The sequence below is a fragment of the Mycobacterium sp. TH-M106 genome (genome assembly GCF_057473765.1).
Genome location: NZ_JBYCLE010000378.1, coordinates 1 through 22,291 on the forward strand (window position 1 = coordinate 1; position 22,291 = coordinate 22,291).

21 protein-coding genes and 1 tRNA gene are annotated in these 22,291 nt (G+C 66.3%); 12 read left to right on the plus strand and 10 right to left on the minus strand.

All coding sequences use genetic code 11. The features are described 5' to 3' along the window. Positions 1–26: 26 nt before the first annotated feature. The 7 genes from fadD1 to argS form a co-directional block, all read right to left on the minus strand. On the minus strand, positions 27–1,652 hold the full coding sequence (gene fadD1 / locus AC2VOP_RS13445; RefSeq protein WP_486961431.1) for a fatty-acid--CoA ligase FadD1: 1,626 nt from the start codon (positions 1,650–1,652) through the stop codon (positions 27–29). 32 nt (positions 1,653–1,684) lie between these two features. Further along, complete coding sequence (rho, locus tag AC2VOP_RS13450; protein ID WP_486961432.1) at positions 1,685–3,499, minus strand: transcription termination factor Rho; 1,815 nt, start codon at positions 3,497–3,499, stop codon at positions 1,685–1,687. 252 nt (positions 3,500–3,751) lie between these two features. Beyond that, positions 3,752–4,705 (minus strand): homoserine kinase, encoded by a 954-nt coding sequence (gene thrB, locus AC2VOP_RS13455; protein ID WP_486961433.1) that lies wholly within the window; start codon positions 4,703–4,705, stop codon positions 3,752–3,754. 18 nt (positions 4,706–4,723) lie between these two features. Next, the gene (gene thrC, locus AC2VOP_RS13460) at positions 4,724–5,791 is read right to left on the minus strand and encodes a threonine synthase (protein WP_486961434.1); all 1,068 of its coding nucleotides are present in this window, start codon (positions 5,789–5,791) and stop codon (positions 4,724–4,726) included. After that, positions 5,788–7,119: a homoserine dehydrogenase gene (locus AC2VOP_RS13465; protein WP_486961435.1), complete on the minus strand. Its 1,332-nt coding sequence runs from the start codon at positions 7,117–7,119 to the stop codon at positions 5,788–5,790. The genes thrC and AC2VOP_RS13465 overlap by 4 nt, the downstream gene beginning before the upstream one ends. Then, positions 7,116–8,483 carry a diaminopimelate decarboxylase gene (lysA, locus tag AC2VOP_RS13470; protein WP_486961451.1) on the minus strand — a complete coding sequence of 456 codons (1,368 nt, stop codon included), beginning with the start codon at positions 8,481–8,483 and terminating at the stop codon, positions 7,116–7,118. Before lysA ends, AC2VOP_RS13465 begins: the two co-directional genes overlap by 4 nt. A gap of 56 nt (positions 8,484–8,539) precedes the next feature. Further along, entirely contained in the window at positions 8,540–10,192 is a 1,653-nt protein-coding gene (gene argS / locus AC2VOP_RS13475; protein ID WP_486961436.1) for an arginine--tRNA ligase, read from the minus strand. A 109-nt stretch (positions 10,193–10,301) separates the two neighbouring features. On the opposite strand from argS, the gene AC2VOP_RS13480 reads away from it, so the two are divergent. The 7 genes from AC2VOP_RS13480 (at position 10,302) to tnpB (ending at position 14,722) form a co-directional block, all read left to right on the plus strand. Beyond that, positions 10,302–10,377: transfer RNA gene (locus AC2VOP_RS13480), tRNA-Arg, on the plus strand. Between the two features lie 489 nt (positions 10,378–10,866). After that, complete coding sequence (locus AC2VOP_RS13485) at positions 10,867–11,658, plus strand: hypothetical protein (RefSeq protein WP_486961437.1); 792 nt, start codon at positions 10,867–10,869, stop codon at positions 11,656–11,658. 48 nt (positions 11,659–11,706) lie between these two features. Beyond that, the gene (locus AC2VOP_RS13490) at positions 11,707–11,850 is read left to right on the plus strand and encodes a hypothetical protein (RefSeq protein ID WP_486961438.1); all 144 of its coding nucleotides are present in this window, start codon (positions 11,707–11,709) and stop codon (positions 11,848–11,850) included. Continuing rightward, a complete protein-coding gene (locus AC2VOP_RS13495; RefSeq protein ID WP_486961439.1) occupies positions 11,847–12,110 on the plus strand; it encodes a CopG family ribbon-helix-helix protein in 264 nt (87 codons plus the stop codon). Before AC2VOP_RS13490 ends, AC2VOP_RS13495 begins: the two co-directional genes overlap by 4 nt. After that, complete coding sequence (locus AC2VOP_RS13500; protein WP_486961440.1) at positions 12,111–12,434, plus strand: type II toxin-antitoxin system death-on-curing family toxin; 324 nt, start codon at positions 12,111–12,113, stop codon at positions 12,432–12,434. A 54-nt stretch (positions 12,435–12,488) separates the two neighbouring features. Next, positions 12,489–13,070: an IS607 family transposase gene (locus tag AC2VOP_RS13505; protein ID WP_486961441.1), complete on the plus strand. Its 582-nt coding sequence runs from the start codon at positions 12,489–12,491 to the stop codon at positions 13,068–13,070. Then, the gene (tnpB, locus tag AC2VOP_RS13510) at positions 13,070–14,722 is read left to right on the plus strand and encodes an IS607 family element RNA-guided endonuclease TnpB (RefSeq protein WP_486961442.1); all 1,653 of its coding nucleotides are present in this window, start codon (positions 13,070–13,072) and stop codon (positions 14,720–14,722) included. The genes AC2VOP_RS13505 and tnpB overlap by 1 nt, the downstream gene beginning before the upstream one ends. A 193-nt stretch (positions 14,723–14,915) precedes the next feature. Here tnpB and AC2VOP_RS13515 read toward each other — a convergent pair whose 3' ends face one another. Further along, positions 14,916–15,731: a uracil-DNA glycosylase gene (locus AC2VOP_RS13515; protein WP_486961443.1), complete on the minus strand. Its 816-nt coding sequence runs from the start codon at positions 15,729–15,731 to the stop codon at positions 14,916–14,918. 181 nt (positions 15,732–15,912) lie between these two features. Between AC2VOP_RS13515 and AC2VOP_RS13520 the strand changes: the two genes are divergently transcribed. The 3 genes from AC2VOP_RS13520 (at position 15,913) to AC2VOP_RS13530 (ending at position 18,409) form a co-directional block, all read left to right on the plus strand. Beyond that, a complete protein-coding gene (locus AC2VOP_RS13520) occupies positions 15,913–17,133 on the plus strand; it encodes a cytochrome P450 (RefSeq protein ID WP_486961444.1) in 1,221 nt (406 codons plus the stop codon). Between the two features lie 78 nt (positions 17,134–17,211). After that, entirely contained in the window at positions 17,212–17,703 is a 492-nt protein-coding gene (locus AC2VOP_RS13525) for a helix-turn-helix domain-containing protein (RefSeq protein ID WP_486961445.1), read from the plus strand. Beyond that, positions 17,696–18,409: a nucleotidyl transferase AbiEii/AbiGii toxin family protein gene (locus AC2VOP_RS13530; RefSeq protein WP_486961446.1), complete on the plus strand. Its 714-nt coding sequence runs from the start codon at positions 17,696–17,698 to the stop codon at positions 18,407–18,409. Before AC2VOP_RS13525 ends, AC2VOP_RS13530 begins: the two co-directional genes overlap by 8 nt. A gap of 26 nt (positions 18,410–18,435) precedes the next feature. Here the strand turns inward: AC2VOP_RS13530 and AC2VOP_RS13535 are convergent, their stop codons facing one another. Continuing rightward, on the minus strand, positions 18,436–19,914 hold the full coding sequence (locus AC2VOP_RS13535) for a glycoside hydrolase family 183 protein (protein ID WP_486961447.1): 1,479 nt from the start codon (positions 19,912–19,914) through the stop codon (positions 18,436–18,438). A gap of 206 nt (positions 19,915–20,120) precedes the next feature. Here AC2VOP_RS13535 and AC2VOP_RS13540 point away from each other — a divergent pair, with 206 nt between their 5' ends. Next, the gene (locus tag AC2VOP_RS13540; protein WP_486961448.1) at positions 20,121–20,351 is read left to right on the plus strand and encodes an antitoxin; all 231 of its coding nucleotides are present in this window, start codon (positions 20,121–20,123) and stop codon (positions 20,349–20,351) included. Positions 20,352–20,411: 60 nt separating this feature from the next. After that, positions 20,412–20,804 carry a VOC family protein gene (locus AC2VOP_RS13545; RefSeq protein ID WP_486961449.1) on the plus strand — a complete coding sequence of 131 codons (393 nt, stop codon included), beginning with the start codon at positions 20,412–20,414 and terminating at the stop codon, positions 20,802–20,804. A 68-nt stretch (positions 20,805–20,872) separates the two neighbouring features. Here AC2VOP_RS13545 and AC2VOP_RS13550 read toward each other — a convergent pair. Further along, positions 20,873–22,291, minus strand: a 1,419-nt coding sequence (locus AC2VOP_RS13550) for a hypothetical protein (protein ID WP_486961450.1), incomplete at its 5' end; no start/stop codon positions are given.

Below are 22,291 nucleotides of genomic sequence, written 5' to 3' on the forward strand. Positions count from 1 at the left end.
AGCCTAGAACTCGATTCGATGGCCGATTATGCCAGGTCAGCCACCCTCACCTCAAAACGCCCGCCTCCCGGGCGATCGACGGCGACATAAGTTCTGCCGTTGCCATCGCGAGCCCACAGCACACCGCCCTCGAGCGCGGTGCCGCGGGCGCTCAACTCCCGCTTGAGGATCTTGTTGGTCGCCGTGGTCGGCAGCCTGTCGGTGAGCCAGACATACTTCGGCCATGCCTTGGGTGATAGGTCGGGCTGGTCGGCCAGAAAGGCACCGAATTGCTCGGGGGTCAGCTCGGCGCCGTCGTGCAGAACGATGGCGGCCATGATCTGATCGCCGACACCTTCCTCGTCGGGGACGGCGTACACCGCGGCGTAGCTGACCGACGCCTGCCGCGCCAGGATGCGTTCGATGGGTGCGGTCGTCATATTCTCCCCGCCGACGCGCAGCCAGTCCTCACTGCGGCCGGCGAAGTAGATCCAGCCGTCGGCGTCGGCATAGGCCAGATCCCCCGACCAGAACATCCCGTGCCGCATCCGCGCATCGGTGGCCTCCGGGTCGTTGTAATAGCCGGCAAAAAGACCGGCGCCGGAGGTGTTGACCAGTTCGCCGATCGCTTCCTCCGGGTTAGCCAGAGCGCCGTCGTCGTCGAATGTCGCCGGTGAACACTCGGTGAGCGTGTCCGGGTGGTAGATGCCCACACCAGCAAAACCTCTGCCCAGCGACCCCGGCGGACAGCCCTCTTCGCGGGTGATGATGATCGCACCCTCGGTCGAGCCGAAACCGTCCCACACCGTGCAATCGAAGCGGCGGGAAAACTCGGCGATGTCGCGGTCGCTGGCCTCGTTGCCGAACGCCACCCGCAACGGGTTGTCGTGATCATCGGGCTGCTCGGGCGTGGCCAGCACGTAGGCCAGCGGCTTGCCCACATAGTTCATGAACGTCGCCCGGTAGCGGCGCAGGTCGGCCAGCAACCGCGACGCCGAGAACGTCGCTGGCGCCATCGCCGCACCGGCGCCCACCGCCACGCTCCACCCGGCCAGCAGCGCATTGGAGTGAAACAGCGGCATCGACAGGTAGCAGACGTCGCGGGCGTCGACGTCGAAGCGCTCGATCAGCGTCTTGCCGGCGAACAACACAGCCAGGTGGGTTACCTGCACGGCCTTGGGCTCGCCGCTGGTGCCGGAGGTGAAGATCAACATGAAGGTGTCGGCGGGCGTGACCTCACGATGCGCGACCAGCGTCGGAGCACCTGCCAGCAGCGCGTCCCACTGGTCACCGGTGACGTCGAGCACCCGAACCCCGGGCAGATCGAGCCCGTCGAGCAGGGCTCGGTGCGCGGGGTCGGTGAGCAGGATCTGGCAGTCGGCCTTGTCGATGTCACGAGCCAGCGCAGCGCCGCGGCGGGTGTCGTTGATGCCGCAGAGCACGAAACCGCCGAGGGCAGCGGCCGCCATCGCAGTCAGCATCTGGGGCGTGTTGCCCAGCAGGGCGCCGACGTGCAGCGGCCGGCGCGGGTCGGCGGCCCCGATCAGTGCGGCCGCATAGTTGGACGCGTCGGCCAGGTGTTCACGCCAACTCCACACCCGGTCGCCGTACTTGACCGCCGGAGCGGAGTCGTGCAGGTGCTCACGCAGCAGTTGCTGGATCGTCTCTGCCACAACTGAAACTGTAAAACCAGTTGCCCGGATGGTCAGTCGTTATCCATACCACCCGGCGTCGTCTTGGACACCTGCACCAAGAACTCGTAGTTGTTCTTCGTCTTGCGCAGCTGGCTCATCAGCAGGTCGATAGCCTGGTGCGGGTCGAGGCCCGACAGCAGGCGACGCAGCTTGTGCACGATGGCGAACTCGTCAGGCGACAGCAGCAGTTCGTCTTTGCGGGTACCCGACGGGTTGACGTCGACGGCCGGGAACACGCGGCGCTCGGCGATCTTGCGGTCCAGCTTGAGCTCGGCGTTGCCGGTGCCCTTGAACTCCTCGAAGATCACCGTGTCACCGGTGGACCCGGTCTCGACCATCGCGGTGGCGATGATGGTCAGCGAGCCGCCCCCCTCGATGTTGCGGGCCGCACCCAGGAACCGCTTGGGCGGGTACAGCGCGGTGGAGTCCACACCACCGGACAGGATCCGCCCCGACGCCGGCGAGGCGTTGTTGTAGGCGCGACCTAATCGGGTGATCGAGTCGAGTAGCAGCACCACATCCGTACCTTGTTCGACGAGGCGTTTGGCGCGCTCGATCGCCAGCTCGGCGGCCTGGGTGTGATCCGAGGGCGGTCGGTCGAACGTCGACGCGATCACTTCGCCCTTTACCGAACGTTGCATGTCGGTGACTTCCTCGGGCCGCTCGTCGACCAGCACCACCATCAGGTGGCATTCGGGGTTGTTGCGGGTGATCGCGTTGGCGATGTCCTGCAGGATCGTGGTCTTGCCGGCCTTGGGCGGCGACACGATCAGCGCACGCTGCCCCTTGCCGATCGGCATGATCAGGTCGATGACCCGGGTGGTGAGCTTGTCCGTCGTGGTCTCCAGCCGCAACCGCTGGTTGGGGTACAGCGGGGTCAACTTGTTGAACTCGGGGCGCTTCTTGGCGTCGTCGACCGAGCCGCCGTTGACCGAGTCCAGCCGCACCAGCGGGTTGAACTTCTGCCGCTGGTTGGGCTGCTCACCCTCGCGCGGCACCCGCACCGCACCGGTCACCGCGTCACCGCGACGCAGCCCGTTCTTGCGGACGATGTTCATCGAGACGTAGACGTCGCCTGGGCCGGCCAGATATCCGGAGGTGCGCACGAACGCGTAGTTGTCCAAGACGTCGAGAATGCCGGCGACCGGCTGCAGGACGTCGTCCTCGCGCGGTTCGGCATCGCCGCCATCCGCGGGTCGTTCGCGCCGCCGCCGGTCTCGGAACCGGCGTCCACGCCGGCTGCTACGCCCGTCACCGTCGTCCTGGTCCTGCTGACCGCGGTTTTGCTGGCCCTGGCTCTGCTGATCCTGGGTCTGCTTGTCCTGCTCACCGCTGGTGGTTCGGCTAGGCTCGTCGCTCTTTGCGGTGCCGTCCGGACCGCCGCCGTGATGGGCTTGCTCGCTTGATGTGTCCCGGCTGTCCTGGTGGTTCTGTTCGCCGGTGTCGGTGCTGGGCGCTCCGCCGTCGCGGCTGGCGCTGCGCCGTTCCCGATGGGGTACGTCAGCTGCGCTCTGCGCGGTCCGGTATTCGTCTCCGTCGTCGTCCCCGCCATTTCCCCGAATAGCGGCGATCAGCTCGTTCTTGCGCATGCCCGCGGCGCCCTTGACGCCGACCCGGTTGGCCAGCGCGCGCAGCTCGGGCAGCACCATCGCCGACAGCGATCCGTCTGGCGGTGAGCCTGAGTCGGGGCTGGCAGGCTTCGAGTCTTCCCTGGCTGTCGCGGATGCGGTGGAGCCCGGGTCGGGAGCCTCGGGAGCGTCTTGGACATTGGGCAACTGTGTGTGCCCGGCGCTGTCGTCAGCCGTGATGAGGTCCGTATCGGTCACGGATTTCCTTTCTTCCCTCGTCGGTTCTGTACACACGAGGGGTCATGTCGCATTCAGCCGAATCGCCGTGCCACCGTCGACCGTGTCAACGGTGACCGCCCGCATCGGCGGCGTGAGATGGCCGTCGTCCACGAGAAGAATTGATGGTTTCCCAGTGACATCGCAGTATTGATGCAGGCGCAGATGCTGCGATTGCTGGACAGCACCGAGAATAGCCTGCTTGGTCGCGGGAAGCAAGCAATTGGCTTGAACTCAATTCGGCACTGTGACCCCGGAGCTCCAGCGAACCGGATCGCCGACCGCCATCTCGCTGACCGAGAAGTTGTTCACAGCACCGTACTCCAGCACCTCCGCGGGCAGCCGTGCCTGGGTGCTCAGCACCATCAGCGCAGGCCCGGCACCGGAAAGCACGGCTGCGACACCGCGGCTGCGCAGCAGCCGCAGATACTGCGTCGACGCGGGCAGTGCCGCCGCCCGCTGCGGCTGGTGGAGCACGTCCTCGGTGGCCGGCATTAGCAGGTCCGGCCGTTCGGTCAGGGCCACCACCAGCAGTGCCGTGCGACTGACATTGAACCGGGCATCGCAGTGCCTAACGTGCGGCGGCAGCAACACCCGGGTCTCCGCGGTCAACGACCGCTTTTCGGGGATCGCGGTGAAAAAGTGGATGTCGGGATGCAGCCGCAGCGGCACCGCCGCATAACCGGGCCGATCAGAGCTGTTGTCGGTCCACGAAATCACCGCCCCGCCGAGCACGGCGGCCGAGGCATTGTCGGGATGGCCTTCGAACTCCGACGAAAGCTGGACCAGCTGACCAATGGACAGTGGCGCTAGGCCAGCCGAATCAGACTGTGCAACAAGACCGTTGGCTGCTGCCAGCCCGCCGACTATCGCTGCGGCCGACGAACCCAGGCCGCGGGAGTGCGGGATGGCGTTGCGGCAGCGCACCAGAAGTCCGCCAGCACCGGCACCGCAGGCCGCCAGTCCGCGCTCGATGGCCCGGACCACCAGGTGCTCCGAGCTCAGCGGCACCTCCCCGGCGCCCTCGCCGGTGACCTCCACTATCAGTCCGGAATCTGTTGTTTCGACCCAGATCTCGTCATAACAGCTCAGCGCCACTGCGACACTGTCGAAACCCGGGCCGAGGTTGGCGCTGGATGCCGCCACCACAGCGCTGGCCGACAGCCCGGCAGGCAGGATCTGGGTCACCAACAGCCCTCGTTCGTCTTAGCTCAGCCCCAACTGCGCGACCACGGCACCCGGATCGACCGGCACGGCGGTCACGCTGGGCATGTCTGTGAGTGCAGTGCCCGGGTCCTTGAGGCCGTTCCCGGTGACGGTACACACCACCGTCGAGCCGCACGCCACCCAACCGTCTCCGACGGCCTTGAGTAAGCCGGCGATGCTGGCCGCCGACGCCGGTTCGACGAAGACACCCTCGCTGCGCGCCACCCAATGGTAGGCGGCAAGGATCTCATCGTCGGTGACGGCCAGAAACCGGCCGTGGGACTGCTGCTGCGCGTCGACCGCCGCCGACCATGATGCCGGCGAGCCGATCCGGATCGCGGTAGCGATGGTCTCCGGGTCGCGGACCGGCTCGCCGCGCACCAGCGGTGCGGCTCCCGCCGCCTGCGCGCCCAGCATCCGCGGCAGCCTGTCGATCACGCCGTCAGCGTGGTACTCGGTGTAGCCCTTCCAATACGCGGTGATGTTGCCGGCGTTGCCGACCGGCAGCGCGTGCACGTCGGGCGCGGCACCCAGCGTGTCGACGATCTCGAAGGCCGCGGTCTTCTGCCCCTCGATGCGCACCGGGTTGACCGAGTTGACCAGCGAGATGGTCGGAAAGTCGGCAGCCATCTTGCGGGCCAGTTCCAGACAGTCGTCGAAGTTGCCGTCGATCTGGACGACCTTGGCGCCGTGCATCACAGCCTGCGCCAGCTTGCCCATCGCGATCTTGCCCTGCGGAATCAGCACCGCGCAGGTGATCCCGGCCCGAGCCGCGTAGGCCGCCGCCGACGCCGAGGTGTTACCCGTCGAGGCGCACAGCACCGCCCGCTGCCCGCGGGCCACCGCGTCGGTAACCGCCATCGTCATGCCCCGGTCCTTGAAGGATCCGGTGGGATTGAGTCCTTCTACCTTGAGATGCACGGTGCAGCCGGTCCGTTCGGAGAGCCGCGTCGCATGGATCAGCGGGGTGCCGCCTTCGCGCAGCGTGACCGGTGCCCAGTCATCGCCGACCGGCAGCCGGTCGCGGTAGGCAGCGATGACGCCGGGCCAGGGCTTATCGGCGTTCACTGGCCAGTTCCTTCCAGGCGCAACACCCTGGTCACCGCCTGCACCGCGTCCAGGTCAGCCAACGCGGCTACGGTGTCAAACAGCGCTCCCTCGGCAGCCCGGTGGGTGACCACCACGATTCGGGCGCCGACCGGCCTGCCGTCGTCGTCGGTCACTCCTTGCTGGCGCACTTCGGCAATGCTGACTTCGCGCTTGGCGAATTCCGCTGCCACCGAGGACAATACGCCCGTCTTGTCGGCGACGTTCATGCTGACGTAGTAGCGGGTTGCGATCAGCTCGATCGGCGCGATGGGCAGTTTCGCATACCGTGATTCGCGCGGGCCGCGCCCGCCCTGCACTCGGTTGCGGGCAGCCATCACCAGGTCACCGGTGACCGCCGACGCGGTCGGCGCCCCGCCGGCACCCTGACCGTAGAACATCAGTCGCCCGGCTGCCTGCGCCTCGACTACGACGGCGTTGAATGCGCCGTTGACACTGGCCAGCGGGTGGCTCGACGGCACCAGCGCTGGGTATACCCGCGCCGAAACCTGTTGTTGGCCTTCGCTGGTCACGATCCGCTCACAGATCGACAGCAGCTTGATCGTGCAGCCCAGAGCCCGCGCGGAGGTGAAGTCCTCGGGGGTGAGGTCGGTGATGCCCTCGCGGTAGACGTCGTCGGCGGTGACGCTGGTGTGAAAAGCGATGGAGGCCAGGATCGCGGCCTTGGCCGCGGCGTCGCAGCCCTCCACATCAGCGCTGGGGTCGGCTTCGGCATACCCCAGTGCGCTGGCCTCGGCCAGGGCGGTGTGGTAATCGACGCCGCTGGAGTCCATCTCGGAGAGGATGTAGTTGGTGGTGCCGTTGACGATTCCGGCCACTCGCAGCACGGTGTCTCCAGCCAGCGACTGGGTCAGCGGCCGGATGACCGGAATGGCGCCGGCGACGGCCGCCTCGAAATACAAGTCGACGTGGGCGTGCTCGGCTGCTTGCGCGAGGTCGCCGGTAGAGCCGGCCAGCAGTGCCTTGTTCGCGGTGACCACCGACTTGCCGTGCTCGATTGCCGACAGGATCGCCTTGCGGGCCGGCTCTACCGGACCCATCACCTCCACGACGATGTCGACGTCGGTGCGCGACACCAACTCCTCGATGTTGTCGGTGAGCAGTTCGACCGGCACGCCCCGGCCGGGCTCGACCCGGCGCACGCCGACTCCCCGCAGCACCAGCGGGGCTCCGATCCGGGCGGCCAGGTCCTCGGCGCTGGCGGAGATGATGCGGACGACTTCACTACCGACGTTGCCCAATCCCAGGACTGCGACACCCACCGGGCGCTGCTCGGAGAAAACGCTCACCTCACCTCCAGGCCGATCAGGTCGTCAACCGTTTCCCGGCGCAACATCAGGCGTGCTTGACCGTCGCGCACCGCCACCACCGCGGGGCGGCCGACCATGTTGTAGCGGCTCGACATTGCGTAGCAGTAGGCACCGGTGGCGGCCAGCGCCACCAGATCACCGGGTGCGACGTCATCCGGCAGCCAGGTGTCGCGCACGATGATGTCGCCGCTTTCACAGTGCTTTCCGACGATACGCGCCTGCACCGGTGACGCATCGGTGTCACGCGAAACCAGTCTGACGTCGTATTCCGCGCCGTAGAGCGCGGTGCGGATGTTGTCACTCATCCCGCCGTCGACGCTGACATAGCGGCGGTTGGCGGTGACGCTGATATCCACGTCCTTGACGGTGCCCACCTGATAGAGCGTGATGGTGCCCGGCCCGGCGATGGCCCGCCCCGGCTCCACCACCAGCCGCGGCGTTGGCAGGCCCGCCGCGGCCGACTCGTCGCGCACGATGGTGGAAAGCTTCGCCGCCAACTCGGCTACCAGAGGCGGGTCGTCGTGCGGGAGGTAGGCGATGCCCAGCCCACCACCGAGGTTGACGGTGCAGACCTGCGCGGTTTTGTCGACGCCGAACTCGGCGGCTGCCTCGTGCAGGTCGTGCAGCAGCCCGATGACCCGATGCGCGGCCATCTCGAACCCGGCGATGTCGAAGATCTGCGACCCGATGTGGCTGTGCAGCCCGACCAACCGGAGGTGCTCGGCGGCCAACACCCGCCTGATCGCGGTCATCGCGGCACCGCTGGCCAGCGACAGCCCGAACTTCTGGTCCTCGTGGGCGGTCGAGATGAATTCGTGGGTGTGTGCCTCGACGCCGACGGTGACCCGCACCAGCACGTCGGCAACCACACCTGCCTCGGCCGCGACGACCTCCAGCCGTTCGATCTCGGTCATCGAGTCCAACACGATGTGGCCGACACCGGCCTTCACTGCGGCGGTCAGCTCGTCGACCGATTTGTTGTTGCCGTGCAACGCGATCCGCTCGGCGGGAAAGCCGGCGTGTAACGCGACGGCAAGTTCGCCGCCGGTGCTCACGTCCAGCGCCAGGCCTTCCTCGTCGACCCAGCGCGCTATTTCAGCGCACAGGAACGCCTTGGCCGCGTACCAGACGTTGCCGCCGCCACCGAACGCCGCGGCCATCTCCCGGCACCGGCTGCGGAAATCGTCCTCGTCGACCACGAACAACGGCGTCCCATACTGGGCTGCCAGGTCGGTGACCCTGACCCCGGCAATCTGCACGACACCGTCGCCGCCGCGTCCAGCGTTGCGCGGCCACACATTCGGGGCCAAGGCCAGCAATTGCTGCGACGTCTGTGGCCGCAGCGGCAGGTCCGCGTGGTGGATCTCTTCGGCGTGCCGGGGGCCGGCAGGGTGCACATTCACATCCGCTCCGGGGCGGTCACACCGAGGATCGCCAGCCCGTTCGCCAGGACTTGGCGAGTGGCCTGGCACAACGCCAGACGCGCGGCGTGCAGCTGGGTCGGCTGTTCGTCACCTTGCGGCAGCACCCGGCAGGTGTCGTAGAACCGGTGGTAGTCGCCGGCGAGATCCTCCAGGTAGCGGCAGACCCGGTGTGGCTCCCGCAGCACGGCACCGGTTTTCAACACAGCCGGGAACTCACCAAGACTACGGATCAGGGTGCCCTCCTTGTCGGCAGTGAGCAGTTCCAGGTGGCCGGTGTCACCGATCAGTCCGAGTTCGGCGGCGTTGCGGGCCAGCGAAGACAGTCGGGCATGGGCGTATTGAACGTAGTAGACCGGGTTTTCGTTGGATGCTAACGACCACAGGTCCAGGTCGATGTCGATGGGGGTGTCCGCCGACGATCGGATCATGCTGTACCGGGCGGCGTCCACGCCGAGCGCCTCGACCAGGTCGTCGAGGGTGATCACGGTGCCGGCTCGCTTGCTCATCTTCACCGGCGCCCCGTCGCGGACCAGGTTGACCATCTGGCCTATCAGCACCTCGACGCAGCCCGGATCGTCGCCGAAGGCCGCCGCGGCGGCCTTGAGCCGAGCGATGTAGCCGTGGTGGTCGGCACCGAGCATGTAGATGCACAGGTCGAAACCGCGCTCCCGCTTGTCCAGGTAGTAGGCCAGGTCAGCGGCGATGTAGGCGGGCCGGCCGTCGCTTTTGATCACGACGCGGTCCTTGTCATCGCCGAAGGCACTGGTACGCAGCCAGGTTGCGCCGTCCTTTTCGTAGATGTTGCCTTTCTCGCGCAGTCTGTCGATGGCCTGTTGGACCCGGCCGCTGGTGTGCATCGAGTCTTCGTGGGTGTAGACGTCGAAGTCGGTGCCGAAGTTGTGCAGCGAGGCCTTGATGTCGGTGAACATCAAGTCCACACCGATCTCGCGGAAGGTCTCGTGCTGCTGCGGTTCCGGTTGGCTCAGCGCGTCCGGCACCTTGGCCAGCACTGCCGCGGCGATATCGGTGATGTAGCTGCCGGCGTAGCCGTCCGTCGGCGACGGCTCACCCCTGGCCGCGGCGATCAGCGAGTTGGTGAACCGGTCGATCTGGGCGCCGTGGTCGTTGAAGTAGTACTCGCGTACCACGTCGGCGCCCTGGGTAGACAGCAGTCGGCCCAGCGCGTCACCGACGGCCGCCCACCGGGTGCCGCCGATGTGGATCGGGCCGGTCGGGTTGGCCGACACGAACTCCAGGTTGACCCTGAGCCCGGCCAGCGCGTCGGAGCGGCCGTATCCGGCGCCGGCTTCGATGATGTTGTCGACGACGACGCCTTGGGCGGCGGCCTCGAGGCGCACGTTGACGAAGCCCGGCCCGGCGGCCTGCGCCGAGGCGATCCCGGCGGTGGCGGCGAGCGCGTCGGCCAGCCAGCTGGCCAACTCACGCGGGTCGGTGCCCACCCCCTTGGCCAGCTGCAACGCCACATTGGTGGCGTAGTCGCCATGTGCGGGATTGCGCGGCCGCTCGACGGTCACCGTCGCCGGCAGTGCAGCCGGATCCAGACCGTGCTCAGCCAGCACCGCGGCGGCGGTGATCTTGAGCAGCTCGGCCAGATCAGCGGGGGTCACGAGATTCCATCCTATGGTCTGTGGTGGTCAGCTCCCGAATCCGCGCTGAGCGCGGGGCACCCGCGGCGATGGGTTAGTCTGTCCAAATCGCGCAGCACACGCTGTGCACGCCCCCGTAGCTCAGGGGATAGAGCGTCTGCCTCCGGAGCAGAAGGTCGCACGTTCGAATCGTGTCGGGGGCACCAGATTTGACCAGCGGGTATGCATGACCCGACACCCGACCCCGCGTGGTCACCCTAATCCCGGGCTCTGCGATGCGGAGAGCGCTTCCTCGACACCAACGTGCTGGTTGACCGCGATTTCGGTATCAGCTTTTGTACAGGATGCTCGTTCACATGTAGCGTCCCGATTGTCCTTGACGAGGGGGAACAGTGATGTCGTTTCGCACGCTTGGTGCCACCACCGCGTTAGCGGGTGGAGCCGCGGTAGCCGCGGCGGTCATCGCCTCAGGGATCGCCCACGCCGACGGCGGCAGCGATGAGGTCAACGGCTGGACAGTCACGCCGACTGGGGGCACTGCGAGTGACAACATATTGCCCCCGGCGACACTGTCGGACCCGAGCGATTCGCTGGGGCTTGGCACCGCGCCGATAGTCGGTGGTTGGGAGAGCTTTCCGGCTACTCCACTGAGCAACATCGGTTCGAATGACCTGTTCAATACGCCGTTCTCCACGTTGCTTCAGCCGGGCTACCTCTCCATCAACGACACCTGGGGTCCCGGGTTGGAACTTGCCAATGTTCAAAGGGGTTTCGGAGATAACTCCTCCGCCACGGGGGCGGTGTTGGCACTTTCGCACAACGGCAAAGAAGTCGTTGATTTGTTCCAGTTCAGTTCACCTGACCAACCGATCCCGCTGTTCAACCCGGACGCAACCGGACCCATCGATATCGGTGGAGTCGAGCTGGCGTCACCGAAGGATGGGGCACTGCTGAACGACGTGTTCGACGCGCTGTTCAAAGGCGACACCACCGCCTGGGGCAAGGCGGTGACGCTGTTCGACGACTGGACGGGCATCGATCTGTCAAGCGGGGCAGAGGCGGTGGACCCGGCTGGTGTTGCCGCCTCGGTCGAAGCGGGGGCAAACACCACTCCCGATGGCTTGTTGGCGACCGCCATCTCAAACCTCACCGACGCCGACAAACTCCTGAGCGCAGCCACCGGAGTCGACGCAACCCAGCCGCTGAGTTTCAACAACGACGCACTACAGCTGCTCCATCAACTGCAATCAGCGGAGGACACCATCTCCGCCCACAGCGGCTCCCTGCCCAGCCAGGTCGATCAGCTATTTTTCACCCCGCTCGACCAGGGCTGGGTCAATGCCAGCGAAGCTGCGCTGCACGGTGCTCGGGAGCTGACCGCCACCACCGCGAGCGGGCTCGACATCGGGTTGGAAGTCCCGAGCCTGCAACTCGCTGGCGACTACCTCGCTTCCGTACCTGTCATCCTTGCCGCCGACCTTTTCTAGTAGGCGGACGGTAGTAGTAGGTAGCGACAGCTCCGACCGTTCGAGTGCGTGACATGTCATCCTGGTGAAATCGACCAGACCGACCTCAACGCGCTCATTGTCACCGGCGGGGTGTCGCATCTGCCCGGCCCGCTCGGTGAGACTCAGCCGCGCTGGACCCAGCAGCGGCGGTATGACACCATGGTTGCATGACTTCAAAGACCACGGCCACGCCGGTCAGCTCCGCAGGGACGACCGAACGCCTCGTCGGACTCACCGTGCGCCTCCCCGTCGAACTGGCCGAGGCGCTGAAGAACTACGCCTTCGTCACCGACATCTCAGGCAACGAAGTCATCAAGCGCGCCCTCGCGCAATACCTGTCGACACACGGTCGGGCCGACCTGATACAAGCCGCGTTCAACAAGGTCGTCGAGCAGCACAAGGTGGCGCTGGACAAGATGGCCGACATGTAGATGGCCGTCTACCTGACCACAGACGACATCCTCCGAGTCAACGAACGGTTCGTGGGGCCGGACTGCCTCGGAGACTTCGGCCTGCTGGACAGTGCGGTCCTGCGCCCCCAGGCGAGCGCGTTCGGTGCCGATGCCTTCCCCACCATCCACGAGAAAGCGGCGGCGTTGCTGCACGGGTTGGCCCGCAGCCACCCGTTCCTCACCGGGAACAAACGCACCGCCTGGGCTGCGACCGCGATGTTCTACCTGGTGAACGGCTACGCACTGACCGTCGGCGCGAGTGAGGTAATCGCGGTCGCCACTGATGCAGCGGAGGGGTTCTGAACTGTTGCGTGTTGAGTGTATTTTAGTGTGCGTTAGTGTGTTCTAATTGGCGGTGTGAATCTGGCGGATTGGGCGGAGTCGGTTGGGGTGAATCGGCATACCGCTTATCGCTGGTTTCGCGAGGGGACGTTGCCGGTGCCCGCGCAGCGGGTTGGGCGGTTGATCCTGGTCAAGACCGCTGGCTCGGCGTCGGCCGCGGCGTCTGGAGTGGTGGTGTATGCGCGGGTGTCGAGCCATGATCAGCGTTCGGATCTAGATCGGCAGGTCGCCCGCCTGACCGCGTGGGCCGCAGAGCGTGACTTGCAGGTAGGGCAGGTGGTGTGCGAAGTCGGTTCGGGGCTGAACGGTAAGCGGCCTAAGCTGCGGCGCATCTTGTCGGACCCGGATGCGAGGGTGATCGTTGTGGAGCATCGGGACCGGCTGGCGCGCTTGGGGGTGGAGCACCTCGACGCGGCGTTGTCGGCGCAGGGCCGTCGGATCGTGGTCGCCGATCCTGGTGAGACGACCGATGATCTGGTGCGGGACATGATCGAGGTGCTGACCAGTATGTGCGCGCGGCTCTACGGGCGTCGCGGTGCCCGTAACCGGGCGATGCGCGCGGTCACGGCGGCCAAGCGTGAGCCGGGGGCGGCCTGATGATCGTGGGGATGCGCACGCGGGCTCAGGCCGCGAAAGTGGCCGAGGCCACCGGTGGTGCGCAGCTGGCGGGAAACCCGAAACCCGATGGGACGGCGGCGTTGTCGCGGTTTGTCGATGTGGGCGCGGATTTCCAGGCGCATCGGGCGGCGGTGGAGTCGGTGTCGGTGTTGTTCGAGCTCTACGACGGGGACGCCGCCGCTTATGCGGTGACGGGCTCGGCGGGTTCACGGTTGGCGTCGGGCTGGGTGGTCACGGCGGCCAAGTTCGAGGTCGAATGGCCCTCTGATAAGGATCGAGCAGGGTTGGTGCGGTCGCATTTCGGTGCCCGCCGCAGAGCGTTCAACTGGGGCCTGGGCCGGGTGAAAGCCGACCTGGACGCGAAATCGGCTGACCCGGCGCATGAGTCGCTGGGCTGGGACCTGGGCTCGCTGCGCAAGGCGTGGAACCGCGCCAAGCACGAGGTAGCGCCGTGGTGGGCCGAGAATTCTAAGGAATGCTACTCGGCGGGTTTGGCTGATCTGGCGGCGGCGTTGGGCAACTGGAGCGCCAGCCGCAACGGAAAGCGCCGTGGCCGGCAGGCGGGGTTTCCCCGGTTCCAGTCCGCGCGCCGCGATCCGGGCCGGGTGCGGTTCACCACCGGCACGATGCGCATAGAGGATGACCGCCGCACCATCACGGTTCCGGTCATCGGGGCATTGCGGTCCAAGGAGAACACCCGCCCGGTGCAGCGCCACCTGGCTTCAGGGCGTGCGCGGATCTTGAACATGACGCGCTCGCAGCGCTGGGGGCGGTTGTTCGTCTCAGTCGGCTACGCGCTACGCGCCCCCGACACAGCACGAACGCCGACCCAACCCACGGTGCGCGCCGGGGTGGACCTGGGTGTGCGCACCCTGGCCACAGTCGCCACCCGCGACATCGTCACCGGCGCCGAAACGCTTGTCGAGTATGAGAATCCGGCCCCGCTCAAAGCGACGCTTGCCGCCCGCCGTCGGGCTAGTCGCCAACTTTCTCGCCGTATCCCCGGATCGCACGGTTATCGGGCAGCGAAAGCCAAGCTGACCCGGCTGGACCGGCGGTGCGTACATCTGCGGCGAGAAGCCGCCCACCGGCTCACCACCGAGCTGGCGGGCACCTACGGTCAGGTCGTGATCGAAGACCTCGACGTGGCCGCGATGAAACGCGGCATGGGCAAACGCGCCTACCGGCGCGCGGTCTCCGACGCCGCGATGGGATTGGTCGCGCCGATGATGGCGTATAAAACCACCCGATCTGGCAGCACCCTGATCGTGGCGGATCGCTGGTTCCCGTCCAGCCAGATCCACCACGGCTGCCGCCTCCCGGACGGCAGCCCGTGCCGCCTGCAAGGGAAAGGCCGCATCGACAAACACCTGCTCTGCCCGGTAACGGGCGAGCTCGTCGACCGCGACAGAAACGCTGCGCTCAATCTCCGTGACTGGCCGGATTACGCCAGTTGTGGTCCAGTCGGGACCACGGCCCCATCGGTACCCGGGCCAACCACATCGGTTGGTACAGGCCATGGCGCAGACACCGGGACACCCGGCGCCGGCGGAGCATCCATAAGACCCCGCCCACGCGGGGCCGGACGCCGCGAGGCCAAAACCCAAACCCCGCAAGGGGACGCCGCATGAGCGTGCAACTAAAACACACTCAACGGCAACGGATGCTGGGTGTGCCGGAAATCGCGGCTGTGCTGAAGGGGTACGCACAGCCGTTCCCCGACTCACCCGACGACTGGATGAGCTGACCCCGAGCTGAAGTCCGAGGCTTGCGCCTAAGATTTCCGATCATCGTCCTCGGCCGGCTGGAGCTTCCCGGTCACGGTCACCGGATGCCCGCCAGCTGCTTGGCCCGGGTGACGACACCGTCCAGCATCGCCGGGGTGAGCCGGCCGGTGAACATGTTCTGCTGGCTCGGGTGAAAGCAGCCGACGATCCGCAGCTTCGGCCCCAGTTCGGCGACGGTACCGTGGCCGAACTTCGGCTTGGGCTTGGGAACCTGGTCGGCCGCCAGGCGCAGCGCGACCTGCCAGGCGAAACCGCCCAGCGAGACGATCACCCGCACATGCGGCGAGATCAGCCGCCACTCGGCGTCCAGCCACGGCGCGCAGGTGTTGCGTTCGGCCGTGGTCGGCGAGTTGCCCGGCGGCGCGCAGCGCACCGGTGCGATGATCCGGATCTTGTTGGGTTGCAACCCGTCTGCGGCATCCACGCTGGTCGGCTGGTTGACCAGGCCGGCGCGGTGCAGCGCGGCGAACAACTCGTCTCCGGAGCGGTCGCCGGTGAACATCCGCCCGGTCCGGTTGGCGCCGTTCGCGGCAGGCGCCAACCCGACGATGACGATCCGCGGCCGGTTGGTGCCCCAACTGGGCACCGGACGTCCCCAGTACGGCTGGTCGGCGAAAGCCTTGCGTTTGGTCGCCGCGACCTCTTCGCGCCAGGCGACCAGCCTCGGGCAGGCCCGGCACACGCTGATCAGCGCATCCAGTTCCTGCGTCGACTGCGCCCGCCCGGCCAGCTCCGACACCTGCTCGGCAACCGCGGCGACCGGCGTCGCCGCGGTTGCCGGGTCTTCCGGCCAACCCGATCCCGGCAGTACCGGGGATTCGAACGGCTTGCCGGTTCGCGGATGGTTGAGCATTCGTTCATCGTGCCGTGTATCCGTCACGCGCCGCGCATCCACCGCCTGATAGCGATCCGTCGTGGCGCGTGCGGCGCGAGAGTGCGTAAACCCGGCGCCCACCCCGGCGTGTCGACCGCCGACACGCACGTTCGCCGCGGAGTGGCCAACATGAGTCCTTCATTCGTCGTATGAATGAGACATGACGAGTGTGGTATCTCACCCCATGTTCCAGCCGTGCAGTGCCGAGACCTGGCCGGATCCCTACCCGATGTATGCCGCGCTGCGCGATCACGACCCGGTGCACCATGTGATCCCCGACAAGCAGTCCGACCAGGACTACTACGTGCTGTCCCGGCACGCCGACATCTGGTCGGCCGCCGCCGACCATGAGACGTTCTCCTCCGCGCAAGGGCTGACGATCAACTACGGCGAGCTGGAAATGATCGGCCTGACCGACAACCCGCCGATGGTGATGCAGGACCCGCCTCGGCACACCCAGTTCCGCAAGCTGGTGGCCCGCGCATTCACGCCCGCCCATGTCAAGCGGCTGGAGCCGCAGGTACGCGAGTTCGTCATCGAGCGCATCGAGCGGCTGCGTGCGCACGGTAGCGGCGACATCGTCGCCGAGCTGTTCAAGCCGTTGCCGTCGCTGGTCGTCGCGCACTTCCTCGGTGTTCCTCAGGCCGACCGCGCCCAGTTCGACCGCTGGACCGAAGCGATCGTCGCGGCCACCACCAGTGAAGGCGGTGTCGCCACCGCCGGTGACGCGGTCGGCGAGCTGATGGTCTACTTCACCGGCCTCATCGAACGGCGCCGGACCGACCCCGGCGGCGACATCATCTCGCACCTGGTCACCTCCGGGATGGGCGCCGACGGCGACACCGCCGGTCTGTTAGCGATCCTGGCGTTCGCATTCACCATGGTCACCGGCGGCAACGACACGACGACCGGAATGCTGGGCGGCTCGGCGCAGCTGCTCTATCAGCACCCGGACCAGCGCCGTCTGCTGGTGGAGAGCCCGGAGTTGATCGCTGATGCCCTCGAAGAACTGCTCCGGATGACCTCACCGGTACAGGGGCTGTGCCGCACCGTCACCCGTGACGTGACGATCGGCGACACCACGATTCCGGCGGGCCGGCGGGTGCTGCTGCTTTACGCGTCGGCCAACCGCGACGAGCGTTTCTTCGGGCCGGATGCCGGCGAAGTCGACGTGTTGCGCAAGCCGCGGCAGATCCTCACCTTCGGCTACGGCGCGCACCATTGCATCGGCAACCAGGCGGCGCGCATGCAGTCGCAGGTGGCGCTGGAGGAACTGCTGGCCCGCTGCCCGGACTACTCCGTCGACGAAGCCGGCATCACCTGGGCCGGCGGCAGCTACGTCCGTCGTCCGCTGTCGGTGCCGTTCACGGTGAACTCCTGATGCCCGGAGACGCGCTTTCCGGCCCGGGGCTGCGGGATGTCCCTGGTCGACCCCGCCGTCGTGTATATAATGAGATACATGCCGGCGCGGAACCCTAACATCGCGGAACACACCAAAGGTGTGCTGGCCGCGATCGGTCGCGAGCTTCGCAGTCGACGGCTGGCCCTCGGTGTCAGCGCTGTGACCACCGCCGAAGCCGCCGGGATGTCACGGGTCACCTTGCACCGCATCGAGGCGGGATCGCCAGCGGTGACGATCGGCGCTTACTTGAACGCGGCGCAGGCCCTGGGCCTGCAGCTGACACTCGACGAGCCGCAGCGTCCCCGGCAGCCCGCGCGTGAAGCAGCACCTGTGCACACGGCGCCGGAGACGGTCCGCGTGGGGGACTTCCCGCAACTACACGCGATCGCATGGCAGCTGCGTCCCGAGACCGAACTCACCGGCATCGAGGCGCTACAGCTGTACGAACGCAACTGGCGCCACGTGGACCACGCCGCAATGAGCGACGAGGAGCGCACCCTCGTCCAGCAACTGGCCGACACGCACAGTGGCGGAGTCCTCCTTGTTTAGCAGAACGCACCACGCTCGGGTTGCTGGTGTCCTCGACGCGCTCGACGCCGACCTCCTGGCGGCTTCGAGTTGCTACCTCGGTGGCGGCACTGCGATCGCACTGCGCTACGGCGAGTACCGCGAATCTGTGGATATCGACTTCCTCGTCTCCGATAGCGCCGGCTACAGCGAACTGCGGCAGAAGGTCCGCCAACCAGAGGGATTCAACGCGCTAACCTGCCGTCCAGTTGTCGTGCTGCGGCCTGTGGTGGCTGATCGGTACGGCATCAGAACCTTGCTCGACGTTGACGGCGAACCGATCAAGTTCGAGATTGTCTGCGAGGGGCGGATCGGCCTGGAGACACCAGGTCCTGGCGACAGCATCCGCGGGGTGGCGACGCTCACCGCCCTGGACATGGCCGCTAGCAAGCTGCTGGCCAACTCCGACCAATGGGCCGACCGTGCGGTGTTCAGCCGCGACGTCATTGACCTGGCCATGATGGAGCCCAGCCCGGACCTGCTGAGCCGGGCTATCGCCAAGGCGGAGTCTGTCTACAGGTCGGCCGTCGTTGACGATTTGAGCAAGGCCGTCGACGACCTGCGGGACAACCCGCACCGCCTCGATGAATGCATGCGCGAGTTGCAGATGTACGACACCTCCAAAGCGGTCCTGTGGGATCGCATCAAACGGCTGCGACCGCTCGGGCACCGCCGGGTCGGGCCGTAACCTGGCGAAAACGTCGGCTGTCGCGGTTATCCCAGTTCGGTGTGCATCAGCATCACGTTGTAGGCAGACCAGAGCGACAGAGTGAAGAAAACGTCCTTGCCGGTCGCCCAGGGATGCAGGAAAGGAGCGTAGATACCGCCGGGGATCTGCCCCTGCGACACCAGCATCTGCTCGGGGCTCCACGGCCCCTGTAGCGTCGGCGCTGTCCTTGCCACGATGTTGTTGCCGCCGTTGCCGTACAGCACCAGATACTGCTTGAGGTAGTCGTTGTATTGGGCCGACATCTCACTCACCGGGCCCGGGATCACCGGCGTGGCCGCCGCCGGATCGCCTGGAACCCACGATCCGTTTCCGTCCTCGGCGCCTTTCCAGTACTGGTACTTGGTGAGGTCCGGCACCGAGCCCGACGGAACTCGCGCCAGAAACGCCGAACCGCCGCGTCCGCCCGGAGTGCCGAACGAGTAGATGTAACCGTCGGAAGACCGAACGAACGCCCCTTGCTGGAATTTCTCGTTTCCCGGAACGTACCGAACGCCTGGAAGGCTGTCCGGCGCCGGTGTGCGTATGCTCCCGGGATAGATCCCCCAGTTCTGGCCATTGTCGGGCGACATCGCGATTCCGGAGAAATTCGTCGGCCAGACGCCGTGATTCTCCCAGCGCTGGACGGACATGAAATTGATGTACTGTCTTCCGCCGTCGGAGATACCGGCGGTCGGAATGATCGACGTCTCCTCTGGCGCCCGCCTGATGCTGCTGATGATCTGTTTAGACAGGCCCGGCGCCCACAACGGCGAGCCGGAGTATCGGTCGTTGACCACGCCGGCCGGCACGCTGAGCCCGTCGGACAGATCATGGTCTTGGCTTCGGAACATCGTGTTATATCGCCACTGATGGCCGCGGACGCTGCAGTAGCCGGTGGTGTCGCCGAACGCAATCAGCACCTGCCGGTTGATGGGATCGCCGTTGTCCCACATGATCCCGAGGTCGGTTCCAGAGATTCGGAAACGGTCGAGGGTCTTGTTAGGGCTGTTCGGTCCGCTCACCCAGTCCACGAGCGACGTCCTGGATCCACCGAGAGCGGCACCGGGATCCGATGCGGGCGGTACCGCGGCCGGTTCCGGGACCGGCTGTGCGGCTGCCGGGGGTGTTTGGCTGCTCGCTTCGGGTGGATTGGGGGGTATGACGGCCGCCTGCTGCTGTAGCGGTGCGGCGTTTCGAGCACCAGGGTGCAGCAGAGAAGACACCAGCGGGCCCAGTCTGGGCAGCGGCGCATGCTCATTGGCGCCACGCGGCATGCGCCCGATGGGCAGTTGCCCGGGCGATGGGGTCGTTCCAGGTGGTGCCTCGCCGGTCGACGCGGCCGGCGGTTCGACGTTGGCTTCGGGTGGGCTACACGGCTCGGCAGCCGCCGGTGGTGCCAGTTCCAACGCGACGACGAGTCCGACAATCGCCGCCGACGCCACCGATGCCGCCGACACCGACACGAGTCGAGCGAACGACGACATCGCACACCTTCCCCGGGACAGGACGCCGCATGGACGCCGCACAGACGGTTGATGTGACGATAGTGATCGTTGAGGCACTTGTGATCAGTGATGCGACAATGGATACGCATCCGTGACTGTGTCGCGACTCGGTTTGACAGAGTTGGCAGGGCGAGACGGCGTGGGTACCGCCGACAGCATCGCTACATCACACATACGACGTACTGATGCGAACGACGATCAACCTCCCCGACGACCTGCATCGCAGAGTCGCATCCCTGGCAAAAGACACCGACAAGACGCTGTCGGAAGCCTTCGTTGATCTCGTTCGGCGGGGCCTGGGTGAGCAGACGAGCAGATTGCAGATCACCGTCGATGAGGAGACCGGGCTACCGCAGGTCTCGCTCGGCACGATCGTCACCACAGACGACGTCCGTCGCCTTCTCGACGACGAATAGCCGTGAGCGAGCAATAGACTGGAAGTAACCAGGTCTGCCCTTTCAGAGGAGCGAATGACGATGACCGTCTCGTTCAACCACACCATTGTCGCCGCACACGACAAGCGGGAGTCCGCGGAATTTCTGGCCGAACTGTTCGGGCTGCCCGACCCGCAGCCGTTCGGCCACTTCGTAGTCGTCGGGCTCGACCACGGCGCCAGTCTCGACTACGACGAGGTGCCCGAGGGCCAGCAGATCCACCCACAGCACTACGCCTTCCTGGTATCCGAGGATGACTTCGACGCGATCTACGCCAAGATCTCCACGCGCGGGCTGGACCATTGGGCCGATCCGCAGCATCAGCGGCTCGGCGAGATCAACCACCGCGACAGCGGCCGCGGGGTGTACTTCCTCGACCCGGCCGGGCACAACATGGAGATCCTCACCCGGGCCTACGGCTCGGGCCGGTCGTGACTTCCTTGCTCGCGCGGCCCGGTAAACGCACATCAGCATACGTCCCAGGCTGGCGGAGTCGGCTCAGCTCAGGGGTAGGCGAACAATACGTCGGCCATGCCTTCTGCCGCATCGATGCCCTGCGCCAGCCAGGAAAGGTCAAGATTCCCGAGCGGTGTCACCAAGATCTCCGAGACCACGTCCTTACCGGGTGTCGTCGAGACGAGGTCGGAGTACACCAGGTCGACGCCAGCACCGAGATTCGAGACGTTGAACACCGAACCCTGCAGCGGAATATCCCCGGCGGCGGTGCCTGGAGTTCCTGATTCGTCAGACGTCACGATGAGTGCCTGCTGCGGAGTGCCCCAGACGTTCCCAGTGGTCTCCTCGGCATAGAAGGTTCCCACCACCTTATCGCTGTTGTCGACAACGTCGAACAGCTGATGCCCCTGAACGACCACGTGCCACGGAGGAAGCCCGTTGATCGCAGTGAACACTTCCGGAGAGTTGGGATCGGGACGGATCTGGTCGTCGTTCCCGAACGCGAACGGGGCGAAGGGCGAATGGTCGGCGAGGCCCGCGGACGCGTTAAGGGGGAAGATCCAGGAAAGGTCGAGGTTTTTTATCCCTAACAGCGGGCTGCTCACGGTGTCCGAGATGACGTCCTTGCCGGGTGCCGTCGAGGCGAGATCGGAGTAGACGTTCGTCAGATCCAGCGGGCTGTCGTGTGCGGTGTTGAACACCGACCCGACCGGCGGGACCTCGCCCTGTCCGGTGCCTGCGGGCCCGGTCAGGTCTTTGGTGACAAGAATCGCCTCGGTGGTCCAACCAAAGGAGTCGTGAGTGTATGTCACCATGGCTTCGAAAGTCCCGACAACGTTGCCATCGGCGCCGACAACCTGGAATTGCTGTTCGCCCCCAACGCCTACCGCCACCGGCGGCAATGCCGATACCGAGGTCAACACCGCCGAGGAACCGGAGATTGGCTCGATGCCGGGAGGTAGCGCAGAGGGCGGCGAGCCCGTGGTGAGTCCCTCGGATGCGTCGAAACCGCCGAAGAGCCAGGTGAGATCGAGGGGCCCAAACGGGGTAACCAAGGTATCTGTCACCTTGTCGCCGCTGGGTGAGGCGATGTCGGCGTAATCGTTCTGGAAGCCGAACCCGAAGTTCGCGGTGTCGAAGATCGAGCCGGGCGGCGGAGCGCCCGCCACCGAGGCGCCGGAGGGATCGACGACGAGGACTTCCCGGTTGGTGCTGTCCGAGAGGTATGAGATGGTGGCCACGGCTGCATCGAAGCTACCGGCCGCATTGTTATCGGTGTCGACGAAGTTGAAGACCTGATAGCCCTGCACCGTTTCGTTCAGAGCCGGACCGGCCGAGATAATGCCGAACATCCCGTAGAGTCCGGTGACCGTTTCGGGGACGTTCGGATCAGGGGTGATCTGGTAGTCGTCGGCGGAGGCGACCGCCCCGGAGAGCAACAGCGCCACCAACGACCCACCGGCGGC

What these genes read in the sequence shown, in the direction of transcription:
- AC2VOP_RS13520 (WP_486961444.1), top strand. Translation starts at nt 15,913, where the DNA reads ATGACGAGTGTGGTATCTCACCCCATGTTCCAGCCGTGCAGTGCCGAG.
- AC2VOP_RS13545 (WP_486961449.1), top strand. Translation starts at nt 20,412, where the DNA reads ATGACCGTCTCGTTCAACCACACCATTGTCGCCGCACACGACAAGCGG.
- AC2VOP_RS13525 (WP_486961445.1), top strand. Translation starts at nt 17,212, where the DNA reads ATGCCGGCGCGGAACCCTAACATCGCGGAACACACCAAAGGTGTGCTG.
- AC2VOP_RS13500 (WP_486961440.1), top strand. Translation starts at nt 12,111, where the DNA reads ATGGCCGTCTACCTGACCACAGACGACATCCTCCGAGTCAACGAACGG.
- AC2VOP_RS13495 (WP_486961439.1), top strand. Translation starts at nt 11,847, where the DNA reads ATGACTTCAAAGACCACGGCCACGCCGGTCAGCTCCGCAGGGACGACC.
- AC2VOP_RS13535 (WP_486961447.1), bottom strand. Translation starts at nt 19,914, where the DNA reads ATGTCGTCGTTCGCTCGACTCGTGTCGGTGTCGGCGGCATCGGTGGCG.
- AC2VOP_RS13515 (WP_486961443.1), bottom strand. Translation starts at nt 15,731, where the DNA reads ATGCTCAACCATCCGCGAACCGGCAAGCCGTTCGAATCCCCGGTACTG.
- AC2VOP_RS13540 (WP_486961448.1), top strand. Translation starts at nt 20,121, where the DNA reads ATGCGAACGACGATCAACCTCCCCGACGACCTGCATCGCAGAGTCGCA.
- tnpB (WP_486961442.1), top strand. Translation starts at nt 13,070, where the DNA reads ATGATCGTGGGGATGCGCACGCGGGCTCAGGCCGCGAAAGTGGCCGAG.